Source organism: Levilactobacillus suantsaiihabitans (genome assembly GCF_004745505.1).
Classification (GTDB): Bacteria; Bacillota; Bacilli; order Lactobacillales; family Lactobacillaceae; genus Levilactobacillus; species Levilactobacillus suantsaiihabitans.
In genome coordinates this window covers 56,564-79,458 of the sequence record NZ_RKLX01000008.1, presented here as the reverse complement: position 1 = coordinate 79,458, position 22,895 = coordinate 56,564, and the positions used below count along the sequence as shown (strand labels likewise).

General features: G+C 49.5%; 25 protein-coding genes and 2 pseudogenes. 11 read left to right on the top strand and 16 right to left on the bottom strand.

Annotation, left to right across the window (positions count from 1 at the left end; genetic code table 11):
• Window positions 1–701 precede the first annotated feature (701 nt).
• Window positions 702–2,231 (top strand): endonuclease MutS2, encoded by a 1,530-nt coding sequence (locus EGT51_RS06180; protein ID WP_135367887.1) that lies wholly within the window; start codon window positions 702–704, stop codon window positions 2,229–2,231.
• 138 nt (window positions 2,232–2,369) lie between these two features.
• Here the strand turns inward: EGT51_RS06180 and EGT51_RS12940 are convergent, their stop codons facing one another.
• A complete protein-coding gene (locus tag EGT51_RS12940; protein WP_167850158.1) occupies window positions 2,370–2,510 on the bottom strand; it encodes a hypothetical protein in 141 nt (46 codons plus the stop codon).
• Entirely contained in the window at window positions 2,503–2,943 is a 441-nt protein-coding gene (locus EGT51_RS06175) for an SRPBCC family protein (RefSeq protein WP_135367886.1), read from the bottom strand. The genes EGT51_RS12940 and EGT51_RS06175 overlap by 8 nt, the downstream gene beginning before the upstream one ends.
• A gap of 156 nt (window positions 2,944–3,099) precedes the next feature.
• Here EGT51_RS06175 and EGT51_RS06170 point away from each other — a divergent pair, with 156 nt between their 5' ends.
• Both EGT51_RS06170 and EGT51_RS06165 read left to right on the top strand, forming a co-directional pair.
• Window positions 3,100–3,750 (top strand): endonuclease III domain-containing protein, encoded by a 651-nt coding sequence (locus tag EGT51_RS06170; RefSeq protein WP_135367885.1) that lies wholly within the window; start codon window positions 3,100–3,102, stop codon window positions 3,748–3,750.
• A 15-nt stretch (window positions 3,751–3,765) separates the two neighbouring features.
• Entirely contained in the window at window positions 3,766–4,566 is an 801-nt protein-coding gene (locus EGT51_RS06165) for a metallophosphoesterase (protein WP_135367884.1), read from the top strand.
• Between the two features lie 3 nt (window positions 4,567–4,569).
• Here the strand turns inward: EGT51_RS06165 and EGT51_RS06160 are convergent, their stop codons facing one another.
• On the bottom strand, window positions 4,570–5,073 hold the full coding sequence (locus EGT51_RS06160; protein WP_135367883.1) for an LURP-one-related/scramblase family protein: 504 nt from the start codon (window positions 5,071–5,073) through the stop codon (window positions 4,570–4,572).
• A 582-nt stretch (window positions 5,074–5,655) separates the two neighbouring features.
• Between EGT51_RS06160 and mazE the strand changes: the two genes are divergently transcribed.
• The 6 genes and pseudogenes from mazE to EGT51_RS06130 form a co-directional block, all read left to right on the top strand.
• Entirely contained in the window at window positions 5,656–5,901 is a 246-nt protein-coding gene (gene mazE, locus EGT51_RS06155) for a type II toxin-antitoxin system PemI/MazE family antitoxin (protein WP_135367882.1), read from the top strand.
• Window positions 5,895–6,239: a type II toxin-antitoxin system PemK/MazF family toxin gene (locus EGT51_RS06150; RefSeq protein WP_135367881.1), complete on the top strand. Its 345-nt coding sequence runs from the start codon at window positions 5,895–5,897 to the stop codon at window positions 6,237–6,239. The genes mazE and EGT51_RS06150 overlap by 7 nt, the downstream gene beginning before the upstream one ends.
• Before the next feature lie 317 nt (window positions 6,240–6,556).
• Window positions 6,557–6,821 (top strand): annotated as a pseudogene (locus EGT51_RS06145) (type II toxin-antitoxin system Phd/YefM family antitoxin).
• Window positions 6,822–6,823: 2 nt separating this feature from the next.
• A complete protein-coding gene (locus EGT51_RS06140) occupies window positions 6,824–7,135 on the top strand; it encodes a type II toxin-antitoxin system YafQ family toxin (protein ID WP_135367880.1) in 312 nt (103 codons plus the stop codon).
• A gap of 243 nt (window positions 7,136–7,378) precedes the next feature.
• On the top strand, window positions 7,379–7,843 hold the full coding sequence (gene tnpA, locus EGT51_RS06135) for an IS200/IS605 family transposase (RefSeq protein ID WP_135367879.1): 465 nt from the start codon (window positions 7,379–7,381) through the stop codon (window positions 7,841–7,843).
• A 296-nt stretch (window positions 7,844–8,139) separates the two neighbouring features.
• Window positions 8,140–8,400, top strand: a pseudogene (locus EGT51_RS06130) (oxidoreductase); the annotation flags it as partial.
• Between the two features lie 216 nt (window positions 8,401–8,616).
• Here the strand turns inward: EGT51_RS06130 and EGT51_RS13195 are convergent.
• The 3 genes from EGT51_RS13195 to EGT51_RS06115 form a co-directional block, all read right to left on the bottom strand.
• Window positions 8,617–8,703 carry a hypothetical protein gene (locus tag EGT51_RS13195; RefSeq protein ID WP_434737631.1) on the bottom strand — a complete coding sequence of 29 codons (87 nt, stop codon included), beginning with the start codon at window positions 8,701–8,703 and terminating at the stop codon, window positions 8,617–8,619.
• A 77-nt stretch (window positions 8,704–8,780) separates the two neighbouring features.
• Window positions 8,781–8,987 carry a hypothetical protein gene (locus EGT51_RS06120; RefSeq protein ID WP_135367878.1) on the bottom strand — a complete coding sequence of 69 codons (207 nt, stop codon included), beginning with the start codon at window positions 8,985–8,987 and terminating at the stop codon, window positions 8,781–8,783.
• A 75-nt stretch (window positions 8,988–9,062) separates the two neighbouring features.
• Complete coding sequence (locus tag EGT51_RS06115; RefSeq protein ID WP_135367877.1) at window positions 9,063–9,590, bottom strand: TetR-like C-terminal domain-containing protein; 528 nt, start codon at window positions 9,588–9,590, stop codon at window positions 9,063–9,065.
• Window positions 9,591–9,814: 224 nt separating this feature from the next.
• Here EGT51_RS06115 and EGT51_RS06110 point away from each other — a divergent pair, with 224 nt between their 5' ends.
• Window positions 9,815–10,978, top strand: a complete 1,164-nt coding sequence (locus EGT51_RS06110; RefSeq protein WP_135367876.1) for an alpha/beta hydrolase — start codon at window positions 9,815–9,817, stop codon at window positions 10,976–10,978.
• 181 nt (window positions 10,979–11,159) lie between these two features.
• Here the strand turns inward: EGT51_RS06110 and EGT51_RS06105 are convergent, their stop codons facing one another.
• Window positions 11,160–11,951, bottom strand: a complete 792-nt coding sequence (locus EGT51_RS06105; protein WP_225428692.1) for an ABC transporter ATP-binding protein — start codon at window positions 11,949–11,951, stop codon at window positions 11,160–11,162.
• 139 nt (window positions 11,952–12,090) lie between these two features.
• On the opposite strand from EGT51_RS06105, the gene EGT51_RS06100 reads away from it, so the two are divergent.
• Window positions 12,091–12,588 carry a cysteine hydrolase family protein gene (locus tag EGT51_RS06100; RefSeq protein WP_135367874.1) on the top strand — a complete coding sequence of 166 codons (498 nt, stop codon included), beginning with the start codon at window positions 12,091–12,093 and terminating at the stop codon, window positions 12,586–12,588.
• Window positions 12,589–12,853: 265 nt separating this feature from the next.
• Here EGT51_RS06100 and EGT51_RS06095 read toward each other — a convergent pair whose 3' ends face one another.
• The 9 genes from EGT51_RS06095 to parC form a co-directional block, all read right to left on the bottom strand.
• Window positions 12,854–13,831, bottom strand: a complete 978-nt coding sequence (locus EGT51_RS06095; protein WP_135367873.1) for an aldo/keto reductase — start codon at window positions 13,829–13,831, stop codon at window positions 12,854–12,856.
• Window positions 13,832–13,899: 68 nt separating this feature from the next.
• Window positions 13,900–14,964, bottom strand: coding sequence for a tyrosine recombinase XerS (xerS, locus tag EGT51_RS06090; protein WP_135367872.1), 1,065 nt, complete (start codon window positions 14,962–14,964; stop codon window positions 13,900–13,902).
• 1,106 nt (window positions 14,965–16,070) lie between these two features.
• On the bottom strand, window positions 16,071–16,520 hold the full coding sequence (locus EGT51_RS06085; protein ID WP_135367871.1) for an NUDIX hydrolase: 450 nt from the start codon (window positions 16,518–16,520) through the stop codon (window positions 16,071–16,073).
• 47 nt (window positions 16,521–16,567) lie between these two features.
• Entirely contained in the window at window positions 16,568–17,089 is a 522-nt protein-coding gene (gene msrA / locus EGT51_RS06080) for a peptide-methionine (S)-S-oxide reductase MsrA (protein WP_135367870.1), read from the bottom strand.
• A 13-nt stretch (window positions 17,090–17,102) separates the two neighbouring features.
• Window positions 17,103–17,546 carry a peptide-methionine (R)-S-oxide reductase MsrB gene (gene msrB / locus EGT51_RS06075; RefSeq protein WP_135367869.1) on the bottom strand — a complete coding sequence of 148 codons (444 nt, stop codon included), beginning with the start codon at window positions 17,544–17,546 and terminating at the stop codon, window positions 17,103–17,105.
• Window positions 17,547–17,689: 143 nt separating this feature from the next.
• Entirely contained in the window at window positions 17,690–18,265 is a 576-nt protein-coding gene (locus tag EGT51_RS06070; protein WP_135367868.1) for a matrixin family metalloprotease, read from the bottom strand.
• Between the two features lie 146 nt (window positions 18,266–18,411).
• The gene (locus tag EGT51_RS06065) at window positions 18,412–19,341 is read right to left on the bottom strand and encodes a manganese-dependent inorganic pyrophosphatase (RefSeq protein ID WP_135367867.1); all 930 of its coding nucleotides are present in this window, start codon (window positions 19,339–19,341) and stop codon (window positions 18,412–18,414) included.
• Window positions 19,342–19,374: 33 nt separating this feature from the next.
• Window positions 19,375–20,334, bottom strand: a complete 960-nt coding sequence (locus EGT51_RS06060) for a LysR family transcriptional regulator (RefSeq protein WP_135367866.1) — start codon at window positions 20,332–20,334, stop codon at window positions 19,375–19,377.
• 125 nt (window positions 20,335–20,459) lie between these two features.
• Window positions 20,460–22,862, bottom strand: coding sequence for a DNA topoisomerase IV subunit A (gene parC / locus EGT51_RS06055; protein ID WP_404819920.1), 2,403 nt, complete (start codon window positions 22,860–22,862; stop codon window positions 20,460–20,462).
• Window positions 22,863–22,895: the final 33 nt, after the last annotated feature.

Here is a 22,895-nt window from a genome sequence, read left to right as displayed (position 1 = left end):
TTCCTCCAATCTAATTGTGCCAAGTCTGAACCAGCCAACTTGACCGTCAAATACGTAACCAAGTCAGCCATCAAAACATCTTAATTGTATTTGATTAAGTAACCATTTCCTTCTCTGCAACTCTATAGTAGCAGGTCCATTCAGCGACTTAGAGAGATTAGCTTATTTTGAGATGTCTGTATACTAACCGCTAATAGTGAGATATTTACTTTGACAATTCTCCGGAATCGTCGCCATTAGTGGGGGAGCCTCAGCGATTTGGCGGGTAGATTGACCGGACAGTTAGAGAGATTGTGTCTAGTAGTTAACGGCTGGTGGCGATGGGCCACGGCTGGGGCTTAAAAACAACCGGTTGCAGCTGCATTAATCGCTGGCCACAATTTGGCTGACCTGTCAATTATTTTAATAGCAGCCGTGAATTGTGACACCTTGCTAATAATGTGCAAAGCTAGGGACGGCCGCGCAGGTTAGCTGGGGCGATCAACCTGGTCGAGGTCGGTGAGCCGTCGTGTTAACGCCCTTGCCCGTAGCGAATCCCTTGTGGTAGAGTGGAAGTCTAACCGAGGAAGTGACGGCTATGTCTGTGCCTCATCGCCGGGGGGTGTCCGGCAACGTTTCGCACAAGAATTTGCGATAAGCATTCGCCTAACAGCCGGTTGCCTGAATGACCGGGTTTTGGCTGTTGACGCAAGGAGAAAAAATTGGATCTAAAAGAAATTACGCAACTGAATCAAATCTTAAAAACGGTGGCGACCTATACCCACAGTCAGCGGGCGGCCGACGCCTTGCAGGCGACTTCGAATCAGACCGACCTGGCCACGGTAAAGCACCAATTGACGCTCACGGCGGAGGCTCATCGACTCTTGGCCCACAACGTCTTATTTACGTACTTTGACCTAGACCAGCTGACGGCCTTACAGACCAAGCTTGATCAGGGATTACTGTTAAACGCCACGCAACTGGGGCTGATCAGTGAATTTCTGACCAACTTGCAGCGGCTCAAGACCACCTTGCACACGCATCAGGAGCTGGCACCGCACCTGGATGAAGCGCTCCAGCCGGCCAGTCACCTAGGCGGCCTGCAGGAACAATTGGCGCACGTCATCGTCCACGGCAAGATTGCCGACGACGCCACACCCAAACTGGCGGAGATTCGCCGGCAAATGGCCAAACAGCGTCAACAGGTCCAGGCGGCACTGACACAATTTGTCCAAAAACACGCCCATTCCGTGCGCAGTACGCGACTGATCACGCGCAACGACCGGGTGTCCGTACAGCTCAAGGCCAGCGAAAAACACCGCTTCAGTGGCCAAATCATCGACCAGTCCGCCACCGGCTCCACGGTCTTCTTCGAACCGGCCACGGTCGCCAAGAAGAGTGCCGTGTTGGCCGGTCTGGTTGCCGATGAGAGCGCCGAGGTCTACCAGCTACTGGTCACCTTGACGGGCGACGTTTTGAACAGTTGGGACGACTTGACCAAGAACCAGGACCTATTGAGCCAATTTGACCAGATCATGGCCCGCGGGCAGTACGGCTTGGAAACAGCCAGTCGCATCCCCGAGTTAAATACGGATCAGCATATTAAGATTGTCGCGGGCCGGCATCCCTTGCTTAAGGATGCGGTCCCTCTGGACGTCGAACTCAACTCGCAACAGGGTCTCATGATCACCGGGGCCAATTCCGGTGGGAAGACCGTGGTCTTGAAGACCATCGCGTTGTTTGCGTTGATGGTCCAGGTCGGCTTGGAACTGCCCGCCGCAGCTGGTACGCAGATGGCCGTCTTCAATCAATTCTGGGTCGACATTGGCGATAACCAAAGCATCACGGCCCAGCTGAGTACGTTTGCCGCCGAGATGACGACGCTGGTCGACATGACCGATCATATCCAGGCCAACGCCTTGGTCCTGTTGGATGAAATCGGCAGTGGGACCGACCCAGAGGAGGGCTCGGCGTTGAGCATTGCCATTATCGAGTACCTCCGCCAGCAACACGCCACCATCATTGCCACGACCCACTTTAGCGCTATCAAGGCCTACGCGGTGGACTGTCCGACCTTCATGACGGCCACCATGGCCTTTGACCCGCAGACGCTGCAGCCAACGTATCGCTTGTTGCTGCACCAGGTCGGGGATAGTGAGGCCATCTGGTTGGCAGAGCGGTTAGGCTTGGCCCAGCCGATCATCGCAGCCGCACGGCAACGGTTAGCGGAAAAGAAAGCTTCAGAGTCGTAACAAAAATAAGTAAGAGTGGGCCGAAAGGTGGTTAGCAGTTTTAAGCGACCCGCTGCCTTTGGGCACACGTTTCACCCATTTAATGGTGATATCAAAAACAGGTCTGGAATGTTTTGTTCCAGACCTGTTTTTGACGAGTCATCGTTTCCGTTGCCAGAACCAGTACAGGCCGCCCAACAACAGGACCACCAAACCGGCGCGTAACCCCCAGCCAATCAGCCAAAGCGTCAGGAATTGCTGAAAGAGTGGTTGCCAATCAGTCGTTAGTAAATTAGTCATGAGCAGCCCCCGCATTGGCTTCTGTCGGCAGTGGCGCGACCAGGAGTTGCAGGTTGCGGGCAAAGGCGGCTTGGGTGAGTGGGGCTAAGAGCCGCAGGAGATAGGTTAGGGCGGCAGAATTGGCTAGGGTTAGTTCCTCCGTGAGGTGCGTTCCCGTCGGCGTGGCCATCAGCGTGAACGTCAAGGTGTAAGCCAGGTGCTCGCCGACACTGTGGTACTGGACCTGGGTCGCGGTGGTGGTGACGGTGACGTCTTCGCTGTGATTGAGGGCCGGCTGCTGGCGAGTGAGGTGGCTACCAGTGGACGTCGGTGTGACCTGGGTGATCGCCGGGTTCCAGCGCGGTAGGTCGGTCAAGTCGAGCAACCGCGCGCGAATCTGTGCGGGCGAAAGGGACGTGGTTAGCGTATTTTGAAACAAGGGTGTCTGAGTCATCTGTAAAACCTGCTTTCATTAGGATGACTTGAGAATACCCCGATACGGGCCGCGTGGGTAATCGCTATCTTGATAATTGTTCGATTCAGCTGCGAGTGTTATTTTTGCCTGACTTCGGGTATCATAAAGGTAACGAAATTAACGGAGGCGGAAGCGATGTTAAAAGACAAACAAGTTGTGTGGGCGATTCATCAGATGGAAGCGGAAATGGGGCCGGTGGGGCCATCACTGGACTCACGCACGCCGTTTCAGTATCTGGTCTCGGTCATCTTGAGCGCCCAGGCCACGGATGTTTCTGTCAATAAGGTCACCCCGGTGTTGTTTGCCAAATACCCGACGCCTAAGGATCTGATGGGAGCCGACGTTACCGACGTGGAGACCATCATCAAGAGCGTCGGCCTCTTTCACAACAAGGCGCGCAACATTATCAAGACGGCCCGCATCGTCCATGAGGACCTCAATGACGTGGTGCCAACTGACCGTAAAGGCATCATGGCCTTGCCGGGTGCGGGGCGTAAGACGGCCAACGTCGTATTGAGCGACGTCTTTGACCAGCCGACGTTTGCGGTGGACACCCACGTTTCCGCTATTTCCAAACGCCTGCACTTCGTTGACCAGTCCGCATCCCCCTTGCAGGTCGAAAAACGCATCGTGGCGGTCCTGCCGCCGGAAGAGCTGCACCAGGCGCACCATACGATGATCGAATTCGGTCGGAAATATTCCATGAAATTGACGCCGGACCGAGAAGTTTGCCAACTGATCAAGGATTGCGACCAGCTGAATGAGGAAAATGAGGCGTTGGGTTAACGAGGGAGCGGTTTGATGACGGTCACATTGATTGGCGATTGCCATGCGGCGGCTGATGATTTGCGTGTGCTCTTGCAGGCCCCCGCGTTACAGACCGGGCGGCTGGTCTTTTTAGGCGACTACATCGACGGCGTCGCGACGCGGGCAGGGACCCTGCAACCGGCGCCTTTAGACCCCTTGGGCGTACTGGACATCGTGATGGCACAGGTGGCCGATCACGGTGACGTGGCCTTATTGGGCAACCACGATGACTTTTGGGTACAAACGGCCGCGGGCGATGACCTCAGCTATCAAACGTGGCGACTAAACGGCGGGGCCAAGACCTGGCGACAACTGGGCATCCACTCGAGCAATCTTGCGGCGGTGAAAGCCGCACTGACGCATGACCCGCTGCGGCGCTACACGGCTTTTTTGCAGCAGCTACCCTTGTTTTGGGCAACGCCTGAGCTATTGGCGATTCACGCCGGATTAGACTGGGACCGGCCATTGTCCGCTCAGGCGCGCGATGACCTCCTGTGGATCCGTGACGACTACTACTTCGACCGTCCCGGTCACTGGCACCGCAACCTGACGAATCAGGTCATCATCACGGGACACACGCCGGTTCAAACGCTGCGCGACGACGGCTATGGCATGATCACGATGCAAGCCGACGCCCACGACACGCCGCGCTACCTCATTGACGCCGGCAGTCGCTCTGGGGCGGCCAATGGGGGCATCTTTGCGCTGACGTTGGCCGCTGACGGGACCGTCCTGGCCAAGACCTGGGTGATCAATGGCCGAGTCGTTGACGGTAATTTGCCCCATTTTAAATAGGACCTAGTTACCCGTACTGGATGAGTTGGCGGCCGCTTGCGCCTGGCGCTTGACGTAATCGATAGCCAGCACCAGCCCAACCAGTAGGAGGCTGTCGGTATCATCTTGAATGGTGATCTCATATTTGTCGCCGACACTGAACCAACGTTTGGCCACGGTGCCAATCACTTGGCCGTAGCGGGAGACGGTAAAGTTCATGTCCCAAAAATCACCGGTCACGCTGAGGCCGGCCGCCACCAGCTCGTAGCGTGGCTTTACGAGACTGAACTGTTTTTGAATCGTCGCCACCGGCTGACCACCAATTTCTAAGTCAAAGCTGGACAAGAAGTGGAGCGGCCGTTTGGTCACGCTGGCGACCACGTGGTCCTGTAAGTCGAGGATGTCAAAGTGCTTGGGAATCTTAAACAGACTGCCCTGGGCGCGGTAGACCGGCTGTTCACGGTCGTCGTAAATGGTGAATTTCTCGCGGACGGACCAGATTTTTTGATCTAAATAGAGTTTACGCATGAGGTGTGCTCCTATCTTGTGGTTGGGTTGCGGGTTGTGATACCGGAATTTTTAGCGCATCGCCAGGATTAGGGTAGCAAATGGCCACCGGCTAATGCTGCCGAGGCCTGGGCAATACTTTTTTGTAAATCGGTTTCCGTTGTCATGGGGTGGCGCCTTTCAACCAGTTGCACAGCTGGCGACTATTAATGTTACTGCATAATTGCCGTGGTTAGTGATGTGAGTCAACTGAATCGACTAGTCAAACGCTTTCTGCAACGCTAAACTTTTGGACGATATTCGTTAGGGCAACTATACAGGAAGAATGAGCATAAATCAAAACGGAAAACGTTCATGTGCTGACATCAGCTATGGCATAAGATCTTTAAATCTTTGCGCGATATTGCTTTGATGTCATCCCAAATAATGATTTGAATTTCTTTCCAAAATAACTGGCAGATTGAAAAAATATTTATAGGAATAAGGCGAATTTGTAGGAATAATTTAATTTAATTGACCAGAGTTCTTTGGATTATCATCGAGCACATGTAATTACTTATGTAATTACATGTGCTATAATTATTTAAAAATGGAGGAATTGAAATGACAGTTAAGGCACGTAAACAAGGAAACTCTTTAATGATAACTCTACCTAAATACTTGAATATTGAAGAGGGGACTACTTTTGATGTTCGTAAATCGACTGATGGGACGATTGAACTGATTCCGTTCAAAGAAATTCCTTCCTCCATGGATGAATTATTTGAAGATTGGCATGGTAAATATAAAACTGATTCCGAGATGAAAGATTGGGATGTCGCTAGGCCTGAGGGGAAAGAGATATGGTAGAAAGAATTCCTAAAGCAGGGCAAATCATTTATATTAATTTTTCTCCTTCAGCCAGTAGTGAGATTGTAAAACAAAGGCCAGCAGTCGTTGTGAGCAATAATATATTGATGAAAACCAGTGATTTTGTCTGGGTAGCGCCTATCTCACACGGAACGTATAACGGGGTTGATTATCCATTGCACGTAAAACTGGATTCCAGAACAAAAATTGATGGAAATGTTTATGTTGAACAGTTGAAATCATTTGATTATCAAGCTAGAAATTGGGAATTTGTTGAAGATCTTCCTAGTGATATATTTGATGAAATCAGGAAAAAGGCAGTTTTGGTATTAAAATGAATACGCAATTTGTAAGAACAAGTTAGCCACAGGATCAAATACTGATACCGAGGGACTCTCAGGGGCTTGGAGAGGAGCGATATGCCTCATGATGCGCCCCCTTGCTGCTCTAAGAACGAGACGACTAATCATTCCAGATTAGGCCTGAGCGGTGTGAGTCCGCGGAGATAGATGTGGCGCTGCTAAGTCATCGTTACCTAAACTGCCGTGTTATTGCCGTTAGCATCGATGGCTAAGCTTAACTCAAAATGGTAAGCAGATTGGTCGCTTTTTGGGACGTAATCGCGTACATACAAGTACGAAATGAGGTGCTAACAATGGCTTTAGCTGCGACACAAAGTGCATTTAGAACACATATGAAAGACTATTTGGATCAAATCAACGATGAAGACGAAACGGTTTATGTTGCTCGCTCTAATAATCGCGCTGTGGCAATTGTTTCACAGGAGAAGATGGATTGCGTTGAAAGCCAAGGAAGACTCCTTAGAGTATGCAGTTGCTCGTGATCAGCTGATTCGCCGCGGGGTCCTACCGGATGATGAGATTGTTACGGCAGACAATCAATATTGGAACCAATTTTAGCAATGGAACGAAAGCTGAGATTTAAGCCCAGAAAGACGTTTGATGCTGATCTCAAACACTTGGCGACAATTGATCATCAGATTGTTGATGAAGTTCGTGCCGCCATTGAAATCTTATTAACCGGACGCGCCTTGCCAGCTGAGTTTGGCGATCACCAACTTCAACGCCGGTTGGCTGGCTATCATGAGTTTCAATTACGCGATACGTCAAAGGGACAACAGCCTAGTGAACGTAACGGTGTCGTGGTCATTTACGCGATTGACGAAGATGACCTCATCCTAATTGGCATTCGCATAGGCACGCACGATAAGTAGTTTTTTAAACAGAATCATGCTAACAGATGAGATGATTAGATGTTTAATTATCATCAGCCAAAGAGCCGTAAATTAGGATTGAACTATCGTAACTCATAGTTCAATCCTAATTTGTTATTAATTGGTTAAATAAAACCACAAGTTTTACTTGTGGGGGTGAAAAAAGGCTTTAGCCCAAAACACCCTTTCGATATACTATTTAACGGCTACCAACCAAAAAATAGTATCGAAAGGGTGTTTTACATGTCTAAAAAGTCTAAAGACGATAGTAGCTTAGCACATACTAGATGGAATTGTAAGTACCACATAATCTTTTGCCCCAAGTATCAGCGAAAAGTTATTTTTGGAGAATTGAGAGCAGATGCTGGTCACATCCTAAGAAGACTTTGTGAGTTAAAGGATGTTGAAATAATTGAGGCACATGCAATGCCAGATCATATCCATATGCTGGTTAGGATTCCACCCAAGATGAGTGTTGCAAGTTTTATGGGATATTTGAAAGGGAGAAGCGCTGTGATAATTCACGAGCGTCATGCAAATCTAAAGTATAATTATGGAAATCGAAGTTTCTGGGCCCGTGGATATTACGTGAGTACAGTGGGCTTGAACCAAAAGACAATTGAAAAATATATTCGCAATCAGGAAGCTGAGGATCGTGTAAATGACAGCATGACGAAGCGTGAATATCGAGATCCGTTTAAGAAGTAAAAAACTACCAAGGCAACGAGAGTCAGCAGTTGGTAGTCTTTTGTTGGGCCCCTTTAAGGGGCTTTTTGCGTGTGATAAGCCCCTTAAAGGGCGGTTATAAAGCCACCAGCTGTGCTGGTGGATGTTTACTTTGATTCAACGCTTGTTGTAAAAGTTAATCCACTCAGTCATGGCTTGAATGTAAGCACCTAATAACTGACCGTCTATGATTGGTGGCCACAACACGGTATGATTACCTCATCAAATAAATTGCTGAGGTTTTTTTATGGATAAACCAGATATCGTACAAGTCAAACAAGAATGCGATGGAGGTTACTAGAATGGAAAGCGCGAATGAAGGTACCAACATTCGCACAACAACTTTATATCCAGCAGCCATTAATACTGAGCTGTTAAATCATATCGGTGATCAAACGACGGCGACAAATATGAAGAAATTTTATCAACAACATGGTATTTCTCCCGCAGCGATTGCTCGAGTCGTAAATTTTGCGATTGACCAACCAGAAGATGTAGATATTTCGGAGTTTACGATTTACCCAACTAATCAGGCCTAGTCTCAATGGTTTCATCAACGGTAAAGGTCCCTCTAGTTTCATGTTTCTGATTTTTACGTCGGAATTTATCTGGAAGTAAAGATGCGTTAAAATCAATCAAGCCGCCATATATCCAGTTGTAGATTGACTTTATACAAAAGCCGAATTTGCATGAGATCTGCTCAGGCGACCAAGTTAGTTCCAGATGATGCTTAATCAAGGTAGAATCATCTTTAGTTAGGATTGAGCGACGTCCACATTGATGCCTTTTATTGTCTGAATGCTTTTGAGTTCATAACTGATTGTCGATTTAGACAAACACATTCTTCTAGCAATTTCGTTATTAGAATATCCAAATTTAAGATTAGTTTAAAAATATTTGACTTTACGTAAAAGTGAATTTAGATCATTTTCACAGAATTCATCAGCTCTTCAACAGTAATAGTTTTAAGGTAAGCAACTGTTGAATCCTCAGTATCAACGAGGATATCATCAAGTTTGTTGTTAAAGTCTTCTACATCAATGATCTCTTCACCTGCATGGTATTCGAATTCAACTTTATCTTTTTTGTTTGGTGCGTTTACCGCTATTGCTCGATAAATTTGCAATAAACTTCGATATGCTGTTTTCGTACATAAAATGGAAGTTTAGATTCAGCATCCATGTCATATAAAGATGACTCATTAAAGTTTGATTGTTCTTGCTTTTAACCAAGTTTCTATTTCTTCAGGAGACTCCACCGAACCTCTATCTAGCCACTCCTTAATCCATCCATACATTCCATATAGGTAAAATGATTCTAAATAAATCTCATAATTGTTGTCAGCATGTTTGTTCAAGAGGATTTTTTTGAGAACTGGGACGATCAACCGTAAATAGCCGCGCCGATTTAGCAAATTATATAATTCTTTATTATCATTTAAATGGCAAAATATGCCAGCCAAGAGTGAGTCATTTCGGCCAAAGTCTCGTCGCTCCTGATCGAAATTTGCCTCGTTCTCAAGGTACCAATCCATCATGATTTTGTTGCAATAATTGGCTAAGATTGCTTCCATGTCTTGGAAGTTTCGATAGAAGGAAACTCGACTTATCTGTGATACTCTGGATAATTCGCTGACGGAAATTTGATTTAATTCCTTTTCTTTAAGTAATTGTAAAAGGGCCTTTGTCAATTCATCTTTGGCAAAGGTTTGTTTTTCTGCATTATTCATGTCTTTACAAAACCCCTTTGATTGTTTCATTTTAGCAATTTGGAGCGATACTTTCTAAAAATACTACCAAACAATGTTACACTTGTAAAGTCGTAAGTGAACAGATAGTAACATCGAATAAGGGAATTTAATATTCACGATAGGTAGCATGCTCTTTATTCGAAATTACTTTAAACAGTGTCAAAGCTGGTTGGATAAAATTTGAGGATGGGATAGAAATCAAAATGAAAAAAATTATGTTTATAGTAGTGAAAATTTTTGGGATCATATTGGCTTCATTGTGCCTCTTATTGTTTGTCTTTGTTTTAGGTCCCAATCACTTATTAACAACTCAAATTGGTAGTATTTTTTTCCCATTGGCTGCTGGTCGTCTTTTAGTTTTGTTGATTCTCTTAACATTAGCGTCACTGGGATTCGTTGGATGGATAATCAAACAAAAACGGAAGCCAGGAAAATTTTTAATCACGTTAACTTTAGTATCTATAATTGCACTTTTTACTGGTGGAACCGAATGGCTGATAGAAAGAAATGTTGTTCGTGAAAATGGCGGTCAGATCAGTTTAATGGGAGATAAAAGTATTTCTACAAGTGCAAAACCGGATACACAAGTTAGTTTTGCTCATCGGGAAGGTAAAGATTTGAAAGTGTCCGTCTATAAAAATAAAGGGATAGCGAAAAAACAAAAACAGCCAGTCTATATCTATATTCATGGTGGTGGCTGGGCTTCTGGCGATTCAGAATCATCAGCTTGGCTTCATCGTTCAATGGCTGACAAAGGATATGTCGCTTTTAGCATCAACTATCGATTAGCAACAGGTAACCATCCAAATTGGCGAACTGCAACTGATGATGTAGTCGATGCAATCAAATGGATAAAAAGTCATGCTGCTGAGTATGGTGGTGATGGTGAACACATTCTCCTTTCAGGCGAATCAGCGGGTGGTCAGCTTGCACTGCTTTATGCTGGTCTAGTTTCAAGTGGCAAGATAGAAGCACCGATTCCAGATGCAGTCGGTGTAATGTACCCAGCTATCGATATGACGTGGACAGCTAAAAATGGGCGTTATCTAAGTAGCAATGTTATTCCTGGAATTGTTGAAAAGTATCTCGGTGGAAATTTAACAGCACATAAAAATAGACTAAAGTCAGTGTCACCGACAAACTATATTAACGATAAGTTTCCGCCCGTTTATATCATTCATGGTCAAAAAGACACTCTGGTAACTATTACAGGATCTGAAAAATTTGTCAGCAAACTTAATCAGGCAGGTGGGCAAGCAAAACTAGTTAAGATTCCTTTTGCTAATCATGGAATCAACATGCAAGAAGTAGTCAGTCTGCTGAGTAATTATGCTAAGAGAATTGATGGTCTGAGTATCAAGAAATAAAGTGTAACTTTTTCAAGTAGCAAACTTGATTATAAAATTTGCCCACTAAAAATAATCACAATTTGTAAGAACAAGTTAGCCACAGGATCAAATATTGATACCAAGGGGCTCTCAGGAGCTTGGAGAGCAGCGATATACCTCATGATGCGCCCCCTTGCTGCTCTAAGACCGAGACGACTAATCATTCCAGATTAGGTCTGAGCGGTGTGAGCTCCTGAAGATAGATGTGGTGGGCCATTAGGAGATCTTGAATGGTCAGAATGTCTGTGCGTTTGACGCGAAAGGTTGCATCGGCCTGCTGGTAAGCCGTATGCGATTGGGCGGGTAGTTGGGCGGTAAGCTGCGGATTGGTCGTCATCAGGCGGTAGTCACGTTGATGGCGCTGATTGAACGTGTTGATGGGTTGGTCCACAATTATCTGACCATGGTCGATCAAAATGACCTGAGTCATGACCTTCTGCAGTTCATTGAGAATGTGACTAGAAATCAAGAAGGCTGTCCCGGCCGCTGCATATTGCTGAATAAGGCGGCGGGCCGTGATGGTCGATTCAACATCTAAACCATTCATGGGTTCGTCTAGAATCACCAGTTGCGGATGATTGAGTAGCGCAATGGCAATGCCCGGCTTCTGTTTCATCCCCAAGGAATAGCCCTTTGCCTTAGCATGAATGTAGGTGCGCATCCCCAGGGTGGTCGTGAGTTGTTGCAGGTCCGCTGGGTCATGGGCGTAAAGGGCCAGATTCTGTTGCCCAGTCAGGAAGGGATAAATGGCAGGATGCTCAATTAGCGCGCCCACGTGGGCTAAAGCAGCGTGCTGATCCTCGGTGACCGCCTGTTGATTGACTTGAATGCGTCCGGTGAACCGGGTTAAGCCTAAGATGGTTTTCATGATGGTGGTCTTGCCAGCACCATTGGGGCCAGTCAGACCCGCAATCATCCCAGGCTGAAGCTGAAAGCTAGCATGGGTAACAATGGGGTGGTGGCTGAATGTAGGTGGTGATGTCTTGAATGACGTTGTCGATTTTTTTAAAGCTTAAGCATCACAGGTTCGGTTGTCTCCCAGCAGTAAGTCGTGTAAACTTAAGAACAAATACGGTTGAGGAGATGGCAGAATGGCTGATGCGTTACTGATTATTGATATGCAAAATGGGGTTTGTTTTGGTGAACCGGGGGTGGCTAATGCTGCTCAGGTGATTGCGGGAATTCAGCAGCGCATCACACATTACCGTCAGTTGGGGCGGCCGATTGTTTTCGTGCAGCACAACGACGAAGACTTGGTGGCCGACAGTCTGGCGTGGCAGATCATCCCCGCCTTTCGCGTCCAGCCAACGGATACGGTCGTCCAAAAGACCCACGCTAACGCCTTTTACCACACCAATTTGCGGCGGGTACTGACCGATTTTGCGGCGGAATCTTTGGAAATTTGTGGCGCCCAGACCGAGTATGGCGTGGATACCACGACCAAGGTGGCCCACGGTATCGGCTATGATTTGGAAATGACGCCCGGACTGACGACTACGGTGGACAACGCCTTTATGACGGCAGAACAGACCATTGCCTTTTACGAGGGTATCTGGAGCCGCCGCTTTGTGACGATGCACCAAGACTAAAGCAAATTACAGGGGGGTGACTGGCGAGCGTGCGCCAGTCACCCCTTTATTGATACCAACGAAATTGGGAGCGGATTTGTCACCGGTTGATGGGGGAACTTAAGGGTTTCTTAAGTGAAGTGGTGCCAATCTATGTTTTTGGGGGCGCGAGTTGTGTTTATCTGAGTCGTACGTGCTACGGAACCGAGTGGCGAAATAAAAAGCTCTCAAGACTATTTGAAGAAATAGTCCTGAGAGCTTTTTTACGCAATTAGCGTTTAGCAAATTACCACAAGTAGTCAACCGGATTCTTCAGGTACCGGTCATAGACGTCCTGAACGATGGCCATTTGGTCAGTCGTCAGTGGCGCTAAATCGGCAGCAGCGGTGTTGCGTTCGATTTGCGTCGGGTTGCTGGCACCGGGGATCACGGCCGAAACGGCATCATACATTAAAATGTAGCGCAATGCCGTGGCTGCCAACTGCTCCGTGCCCAACCGCTGTTTGAGTTCAGTGGCTGCCTTGACCCCGGTGAGGTAATCGACGCCGGAGAAGGTTTCCCCCTTATCAAAGTGTTGGCCGTCCCGGTTGTTGGTCCGGTGATCTTCGGGCGCAAACTTGGTGTCGGCGGTGTACTTCCCACTCAACAGGCCACTGGCCAGCGGCACACGGGCCAAGATGCCCACGTCGTGTTGTTGGGCCAGTTCAAAGAAGAGCTTGGCCGGCCGTAAACGGAACATGTTGAAGATGATTTCGACCCCGGCGACGTTGTAGTCGAGAGCCTTGATGCCTTCTTCAACCTTTTCCACACTGACGCCGTAGTTGCGAATCTTACCTTGTTGTTGCAGGCGGTCGAGCGCAAAGAATGTCTCGGGTTGATAGTATACTTGGGTCGGTGGGCAGTGCAACAGGACCATGTCCAACGCGTCGAGTCCCATATTCTTCAAGGATTCATCGACGTAGCGGTCAATGTTGGCCGGACTAAAGTGGTCGGCGGTCAGGGGTTCTTCTTTGCGGCCAATCTTGGTGGTAAAATGCACGTCGGGGTGGGTCTTGATAAATTGTCCCACGGCGCGTTCACTGGCCCCGTTTTGATAGCCATCGGCGGTGTCAAAGAAGTTGACCCCGCGCTCATAGGCTTCCGCTAATGTGTCTTCGGCATCTTGTTGGCTGAAAGGGAGGCCCCATTTGCCGCCGAGTTGCCAGGTGCCGAGAGAAACTTCGCTGATATTAAAACCGGTCTTACCAAATTTTCGATAATTCATCTGTGGTTAACTCCTTTAATGGGTGATTTGCTGATATCTCCAGTATACGACATCTTTTATGGTCGAAACTACATTTTTTCGAGTCCGTGACGCTGTTCCTCGTCGATGATGTGCGTGTACAGTCCCGTGGCGCTGGTCGAGTTTTGACCCAGCTGGGTGGCCACCAGTTGCTCGTTCTTAGTGGCCAGGTAGAGTTTTGAGGCTAGCGTGTGCCGGAGCTTGTGGGGCGTGATACGGACCTTGAACGCCGCCGAATATTTAGCGACCATCTTTTCCATCGAGTTGGCCTGCATCCGTGAGGCCTGACCGCGATAACTACTGAGAAAAAGCGCACGATCGGCGTTGGTGGCATGGTAGGTGGCTGCGCGGTGGTCGATGTAATCTTGGATGTACGGCAACGTCCACGGCGCAATCGGCACGGTGTCGCGCTGGCCGCCCTTACGGATCACGCCAATCGTGCCGGTCTTGAGATTCAGGTGGCGCAAATCGGCATTGGCGGCTTCCGAGACCCGTAACCCGCTGCCGAGCAGTAAGGCGTTGATGGCCAAGTCCCGGCGTTTGTCGCGATGAAAGTAACGTTTCTTGGCCGGTGACAAGAGGGATTCGTATTTCTGATCAATAAACGCCAGGTATTCATGATCGGTGTTGCCCAGCATCAATTTAGTCTTGAGGTTGGCGGCCCGGGTGGCGTAGGTCTCACTGGTGCGCACCAGGGCAATCTTGTGCATGACGTTGCGGTCAAAGTAGGCCTCGCCGTTGTCGTCTTCGGTGTCTTCGGTCAGGTACTTGAACAGCGAGGACAGGGCGTTGAGCGACCGATTGATGGTGGGGTGCGTCCGACTGCCAGGGGCGCCCGTTAATTTGGTCTGGTTCAGCAGGGCGGACTTGTATAGCTCGACCGTTTCTTTTTTTAACGTTGCCAAGACCTGAATGTCAATGTCTGCGGGGCGCGTGGCAGGGGTCAAGCCTTCGCTGATCAGCCAATTAAAGAAACGCCGAAACTCCGTCAGGTATTGGTATAGGGTCGCGGGCGACAGGGGAATCGTGGCCTTGGCCTGGTAGTATTCCTGCACATACCAGGGCGCTGTGGCCAATTCTTCGTCGATTAATTTTAAGTAGTGCTGCTTTTCCATAGAAGTGGCCTCCAAACGTATGTTCTCATGTCTCTAATGATACCGGTGAACGTAAAAATTAGCAAGTCCCCCGCCCATTTTTTTGCGACTATTATCTTTAAAATATTTGTTTTAATGAAAGTAGTTAGTCCGAGACGGGTTAACGATCCTGGAGACGGCTAACCAGTTACTAGCTTTCAGCATGTCAGTGGCCTAAATAAGTAACGGTAAAATGCTGTCATACCGCAGTTTGTGGTGATTAAGTAGACGGTTGCATGTCGACTTAAGCGAGCCGCATTGGTACAGATACGTGCCAGCTTTAGTGACTATTAGTATTCAGCCGAAACGTTGCCATGACAGCGTTTGACCGCATTTTAGCCTAAGCTAATCCAGCAGCAAGTCGGCCTAAATTCAAACGTGGCAGCTGGCACGCATTGGACCGATTGGCGGTCATTAAACTCGTAGCTAAACCGTTGATACGGCAAACATCCTGACCAGCAGCGTATCGGTGTTGCGGTCGCGGCAGCATCATAGCCAGTTTACCAGTAATCTCAACCAACCGTGAACTTCAGATCTAGGTCAATTCAACGACCAACAAGCGCAAAATTCCGCTTAAACCATCAGTCAACAGTCATGCGGTAGCAAACGTCAAATTTCCGGAAAAAGGACGTTGATTCTGAGCACACGTTCAGGAATTAGCTGATCAGGTCATCGCGAAATGGCCGTAGAATCCGCCCGTAAATAGCCGTTTTTTTAGACTGACGCGCAATAGGTTATGGTTGCTGGTTGGCGGTCGGCAACGGCTATTCAGTCAGCAGCCTGAAGTCGGCTAGTCAGCCGGTAGTCAGTTGTCAACGGCGCACAGCACGTTAAATACAGTTCAGCACAAAAGCGGACGTGGCATTCTAGCAGACGAACTTGCTGACGAACTGAACGATCATGACATGACTGGATGAGTCAATGTAATTAAGCAGGGAACCGGCACTTGCCCAACTAAAAGCTTTTTCATTCTCTACTTTACATAATATATATTATCGAAAGTAGTGCTTCAAGCGCGCCAGCCTCGAATGCCAGCCAAATTAAAACCAGTCAGCAAGTTTTTTTCACCTGCTCACTGGTTTTAAGTTTTAATGCAGCTGACCGACGCCTAGCGTGGTTAAAATCTCACGCGTTAATGGCGTCAACGCCGTTGGCAATTGCGTCAGTGGGAAAAATTTAGCTGCGCTAGTTTCGTGATCATCGCCATTGGGTTCGCCGGTCGCGGTCAGCTCATAAACCACCGTGACCGAATCAATCTGATCACCATTGGGATATTGATATTGCATGCCAGCGCCACTCACGACCGTTAATAATTTTGCGTCCGTGGCCGTCAGATTGGTTTCCTCGTGCAGCTCACGTTTGGCCGTTGTTAGCGTACTTTCGTTGAGTTCCTTGGAACCGGCTGGCAGACCCCAGCGTTGATTATCCGTGCGGTGCACCAACAGTAACGCTGATTGCCGGTAGACCACGGCCGCGGCGCCTACGACGATCAGCGGTGCGTGGCCGATTTGCTGCCGTAAATTTAACACATAACCCACGTGTCTTCACCCGCCTTTACCCATGATTGTATCATACAAAATGGGTTTTAATGCCATTTCTTTTGGATAAAGTCCTGGCGACCACCCATTTCTTCAATCTGGTAACGAAACGGGTTCTTGCGGTAGAAGTCCTGATGTTCCTCTTCAGCCGGATAAAATGGCTGGGCGTCTTCAATCGTGGTCACGATGGGCGCGTCAAAGCGGCCGCTGGCTGCGAGGGCTGCCTTGGATTTTTCCGCCGTGGCCCGTTGTGCGGGACTGTTCACGAAAATGACCGGCCGATAGCTGTCGCCACGGTCTTGGAACTGACCGCTGGCATCGGTAGGATCTGTTTGCCGCCAATAGATTTCGACCAATTGCGCGTAGCTAATGATACTAGGGTCAAAGGTAATCTTGACGGCCTCCGTGTGGCCCGTGGTGTGACTGGCCACCTCTGCGTACGTTGGATTGACCGTGTGGCCGCCGGTGTAGCCGGAAATGACGGATACGATGCCAGGTTGTGTGTCGAAGGGCTGGACCATGCACCAGAAGCAGCCGCCAGCAAAAATCGCGGTCTCTTGTTCAGCCATTGAATCCCCCTCCTTACTTGTCAAAGAGTTGTTCAAAATCGTGATACCCGTTTTCTTCCAGTTTATCAGCGGGAATGAACTTTAAAGCCGCTGAATTGATGCAGTAGCGTAAGCCACCCTGATCTTGTGGGCCATCGGTAAAGACGTGACCCAGATGCGAATTGGCGTCGGCACTGCGGACCTCTTGACGGACCATGCCAAAGGAGTGATCGGTGTTTTCCTTGACGTTAGCGGCATCAATGGGCTTGGTAAAGGACGGCCAGCCGCAGCCTGCGTCGTATTTGTCGGTCGAACTGAAGAGTGGTTGGCCACTGACCACGTCCACGTAGATACCGTCTTCGTAAAAGGCATCGTATTTCCCGGTGAACGCGGCTTCTGTGGCCGCATGCTGGGTGACCGCGTATTCCTCTGCGGTGAGCCGTTTTTTCAAATCGGCTTGATTTTCTGGTTGCTTCATGCAAATTCCTCCAATCAGTTGTACGCAACTTAATCGTTACTACTCTTAGTGTAAGACTTTTTGCCAGAAACACAAGGGATTTGACAGACCACCTAAAAATCGGCCCGCCACCACGCAGCGGACCGATTTTTCAGCCTTACCTTCTATTTTGCTGATTGCCCAGCAGGCGTGTGATACCGCAACTGTACCCCTTCAATATCCACCTTTTGGATACCAACGGTCCGGTTCCGGTAGTACATCACACTGTGCTTGGATGGGTTGTGGGCTAGTCCCATTGTGTGGCCCAACTCGTGTTCTGCCACGTGTAGGTCATCGGAACGAGAATAGTCGTACGCATGCAGCAACGTCGGATTCAGCGTCGCCTTGACTTTGGTCAAATAATCGTTTTGCGCGGTGTATTCGGTCAAACCAACGTCGTCACCTAATGAGGCTGCTTGAGATTTAGAGGCGGTTTCTAGGTCAATTTGGGCATTTCCCTTAGTGCCCGCCTTGAAGTGAAAGGCCCCCGTCTTATTCCAGGCTGAAATCGCTGACTGCCAGATCCGCCGATAATATGGGGACTTGGTCGTAATCACATATGTGGCACTGGCATGTGCAAAGCGTTCTGGCCCAAATGGCGTTACGCCTGCCGCCAATGCCAAATTGCCACCAACCTGCGTCAAAAACAAAACCAGCGTTGTGATAATGGTTAAAATCCCACGGTACCAACCTTTAATCATGCAAAGTCCTTCTCTCTTGAAGGAGGATGCCTGACGGCTACCATCGCCCCGTATTATACGGGAGCGGGCCCAAAGAAGCGATTAAAAAACGCCCAATCAACCGGGAAAGCCAGTTGTTGGACGCTTAATATCGTAAATTTAGCTAATTAAGCCTCGAAAGCAGCGGTCAATGGTGGCACCACTTGCTTCTTCCGGGAAACGACGCCAGGTAAGCTAGCGCGGTTGTTTTCCAGTTTGGTGTTGAAGGCCTTTTCGACAGCACTCTTAGGTTCACCGGCCACGATGAGTTCGGAGTCGCTGTTCAAAACGTTGGTGGCCAAGGTAATGAACAAGTCGTAGCCATCAGCGGCCATTTCAGCTTGCATTTCCTTTTCCAAACCAGCTTGACGGTCCAAGACTTCGTTCAAGTCGACCGTGTTGATTTGGCCAATGCGCACGCTCTTGCCGGCCATGTCAAATGACTTGGCGTCGCCGTCGATGAGTTCCTTGTCGCTCTTGGCAGCCAGGTTGGTACCGGCCTTTAACATGGCGATACCGTAGCTTTGCACGTCAATGTCAGCGATTTCTGCCAAGGCCCGAACGGCTTCACGGTCAGCGTCCGTCGTGGTTGGGCTTTGTAACAACAGCGTATCGGAAATGATGGCAGACAACATCAAGCCCGCTAACTTAGCTGGGATCTCGATCTTTTCTTCGTCAAACATTTCCGTTAAGATCGTGCTCGTGCAACCAACGGGTTCTGCCCGGTAGTACAGGGGTGAATCAGTTTGGAAGTTGGCGATCCGGTGGTGATCAACCACGTAGCTGACCGTCACCTTGTCCAAATCAGCGACACTTTGTTGCGCTTCGTTGTGGTCGACCAACATCACCGTGTCGACTTCGTTGGAGACCGTCTTCACGACCCGTGGTGCGGGTTCGTCGAAGTGGTTCAAGACGTAGTTGGTTTCCATGTTGGGTTCGCCCAAAGCAACGGCTTCAACGTCGAAGCCCTTTTGCGTTTGGAAGTAAGCGAAGGCCTTAGCGGCAACGATTGCGTCCGTATCAGGATTTTGGTGACCAAAGATTAATGCTTTACTCATGTGAGAAAACTCCTTTAACAAATAATTTTAAGTTTATTGGTTCCGTAGTTGTTTCAGCCGAGAAATATAATCGTCGGTATGCAGGTAACGGTCGAACTGAGCCAAGAAGTGACTGATCCGCGGAATCTCCGCCTTGCCCTTCCGGAAGACAAATGCCAGGTCAAACCGAATATTCGGGTCAAAATGGGCCGTCCAGGTGTCTGGCAGGTCATCCTGTCCTATCATAAAGGAATTTGGCAGCGCTGTCGAGGCCTGCGTCTGCATGGAAAAATGCAACAGCTGCGTTGGCGTCGTAAAGTTGGCGACGCTCTTGGGAAAATCAGCCAGTTGATTCTTGTAGGCTTCATGCAGCGTCTGGTTCAGGTAGTAGCCATCGGGATACATGGCCCAGACACTCGCCGTCGTATCCTTGAACTTGATGCGGCGCTTCTTAGCCAGTTGCTCGTCATGATGAATGAACAACAGGTCGTCCGAGATGATCTTCTTGGATTCGTAAGGCTTCCAGTTCTTGATCGAATCGTCCGGCAGATACATGATGGCTAGGTCGATCTTGTTGTTTTCCAGGCGCTCCCAAATTTCCTTTCGCGTTAACATGTGAAAGGAAATCTTGAGCTCGGGGTTGTTTTGATAAGACAGAATGGCGAAGTCTTCAAAGACCGCGTCTTCCATCGAAGCCAACAGACCGATGTTGATTTCCCCTTGCGTGGCACTCGTCGACTGCTGAATCTCGTCGGTCGCCGTGTTCAAAATGCCATAGATCTTATGGGTGGCGTCGAGCATCGTGTAGCCTGCGTCGGACAGCCGTAACTTCTTCCCCACTGAATAAAAGAGCGGTGCCCCCACCGTGCGTTCCAGCTTCTTGATCTGTTGCGTCAAGGCTGGTTGCGTGATGCCCAGAATCTGGGCCGCTTGGGTGTAGTTCATGGTTTCCGCTAATTGTAAGAAATACGTCAGGGTCTTGGAAGAAAAGATACTTTCCTGTTTCGTCTTCATCCGTTTTTTCTCCTTATGATTGGCCTGATGCTTCAAAATACCAGGTCTACCTAATGGTTACTATTAATCTATATAATAGGCCGTTTGGGGAAAAAGCGCAATGATTTCTCCTCGCAAATTCCGGATCAGTCGAGGACGAGCTCAGTTGGCTTGACCCGTAATTGAACCGGTTGTCCCTCGGCATCGGTGTCCACGACAAACGAGCCGTTGGAATAACGCCCACTCAACGGGTGTTCGGTCGGCATGACGTCGTGCGTGCGTTCGCGACTGGTAATGATCTCCAGTGCCGGATTGCCGGCCGGAATCGTTAAGAAGTCCACGATGCGGTGTGGATCGCGTTTCAACTCACGTAACACGATGACGCCGCGCCGGGCCCGACTGGTGACGGACAATTCCTTCATCGCCAGGCGTTTGAAGGCCCCGCGTTGGGTGACTAAGGCAATCGTGTCACTGTCGGTGACTAGGGCTAAGTTGACGACCTCATCGTCGTCGCGGAGGTCCATGGACCGGACCCCGGTCGTCCGCGCGCCGTTGACGGAAACTTCGTCAACCGGGTAGCGCAGGGCGTAACCGTTCTTAGAGACTAACAGGATGCCTGATTCGATGGGTTCGGTCAAATAACGCACCGCGACCACGTGGGCCTCTGGATGCTTGAGTTTTTCGTAAGTGGCCGCCCGACTCTTGTAGGTCCGCCCAGGGGTCAGATCCGCAAAGGCCGTTTGCTTGATGTAACCATCGCTGGTCGCAATCAAGAAGCGTCCGGGTTCCTTCAGCGTCTTGAAGGCGTAGGTTGCGACGATTTCCTCATCGGACGCCAGCCCAATGGTTTGCGAAATGTGCTCCCCGGTCTCCTTCCACTTCACGTCGCTGATCTCGTGGACCGGTCGGTAGATGAGATTTCCCTTGTTGGTAAACATCATCAGGTGATCCAACGTGCTCAACTTTTCCATGAAGATTGGGTAATCCTCGTCCTTGAGCCCGTTATCGGCGGGATCTGACGCCGTGTAAGACCGGACGCCGGAGCGTTTGAGGTACCCGTCGTGACTGACTAAGACGACCACGTCTTCGTCGGCCACGGTCACGGTGGTCTTGATCTTCAGGTCTTCGATGTGATCTTGGATCTCAGTCCGCCGAGGGTTGCGGTAGTCCTTGGCCACTGCCTTGAGTTCCTTGCGCAAGACCGCGTTTAACGTCTTGGGTTCTTCCAAAATCTTGTGGTATTCCGCAATGTCAGCGGATAGCTTAGCTGATTCCGCTTCCAGCTGGGTCACGTCGGTGTTGGTCAACCGGTAGAGTTGCAGGGCCACGATGGCGTCGGCCTGCTTTTCGGAAAAGTCGTAGGTCTTGACCAGATTGTCCCGTGCATCGCGCCGGTTTTGACTGGCCCGAATCGTTTGGATGACTTGATCCAAAATGGACAGCGCCTTGATCAGACCGACCACGATGTGTTGCCGGTCCAACGCCTTTTGCAGGTTGTATTTGGTCCGGCGCGTGATGACGTCGCGTTGGTGCTCCAGATAGGCACTTAAAATGGTCTTCAAACCGACGTGCTCTGGTCGCATGTGGTTAATGGCCACCATGTTGAAGTTGTAGGTGATCTGCAGCTCCGTGTTCTTAAATAAGTAGTTCAAGACCCCTTGAGCGTCCGCGTCACGCTTCAGCTCGATGGCAATTCGTAAACCGTCGCGGTCGGTCTCATCACGGACTTCGGCGAGACCTTCGACCTTCTTGGTCAGCCGAATCTCATCGATTTTCTTGACCAGTTGGGCCTTGTTGACTTCGTAAGGAATCTCCGTGACCGTGATTTGGCTCTTGTTGCCCCGCAGCGGTTCGATGGCCGTCTTGGAACGGACTACGACCCGACCGCGGCCGGTCTCATAGGCCTTGACGATGCCGTCTTTCCCTTGAATGATGCCACCGGTCGGAAAGTCAGGTCCCTTGACGAAGCCCATCAATTCTTCCAGGGTCGCCTTGGGATGGCTTAATAAGTAGACCAAGGCATCGACGACTTCGCCCAAGTTGTGCGGCGGAATCTCCGTGGCGTAACCAGCAGAAATCCCCGTGGCCCCGTTGACCAGTAAATTGGGAATCCGCGCCGGCAAGACGGTCGGTTCGTACTCGGTATCATCAAAGTTGAGCACCATGTCGACCGTGTCCTTGTCGATGTCACGCAACATTTCCCCCGCTAATTTGCTTAGCCGGGCTTCCGTGTACCGCATGGCCGCGGCCGGATCACCATCCATGGACCCGTTGTTCCCGTGCATTTCTACCAGGGGTTCGCGGACCTTCCAGTCCTGGCTCATCCGCGTCAGAGCCTCGTAAATCGAGCTATCGCCGTGGGGGTGAAAGTTCCCCATGACGTTTCCGACGGACTTGGCGGATTTCCGGAACCCTTTATCGTAGGTATTGCCGTCCTTGTTCATTGAGAACAAGATCCGCCGCTGAACGGGCTTTAACCCATCACGGATGTCGGGCAGGGCCCGTTCTTGGATGATTGACTTGGAGTAGCGGCCAAATCGGTCGCCCATGACTTCTTCCAAAGTCAGTTCTTGAATCTTTTG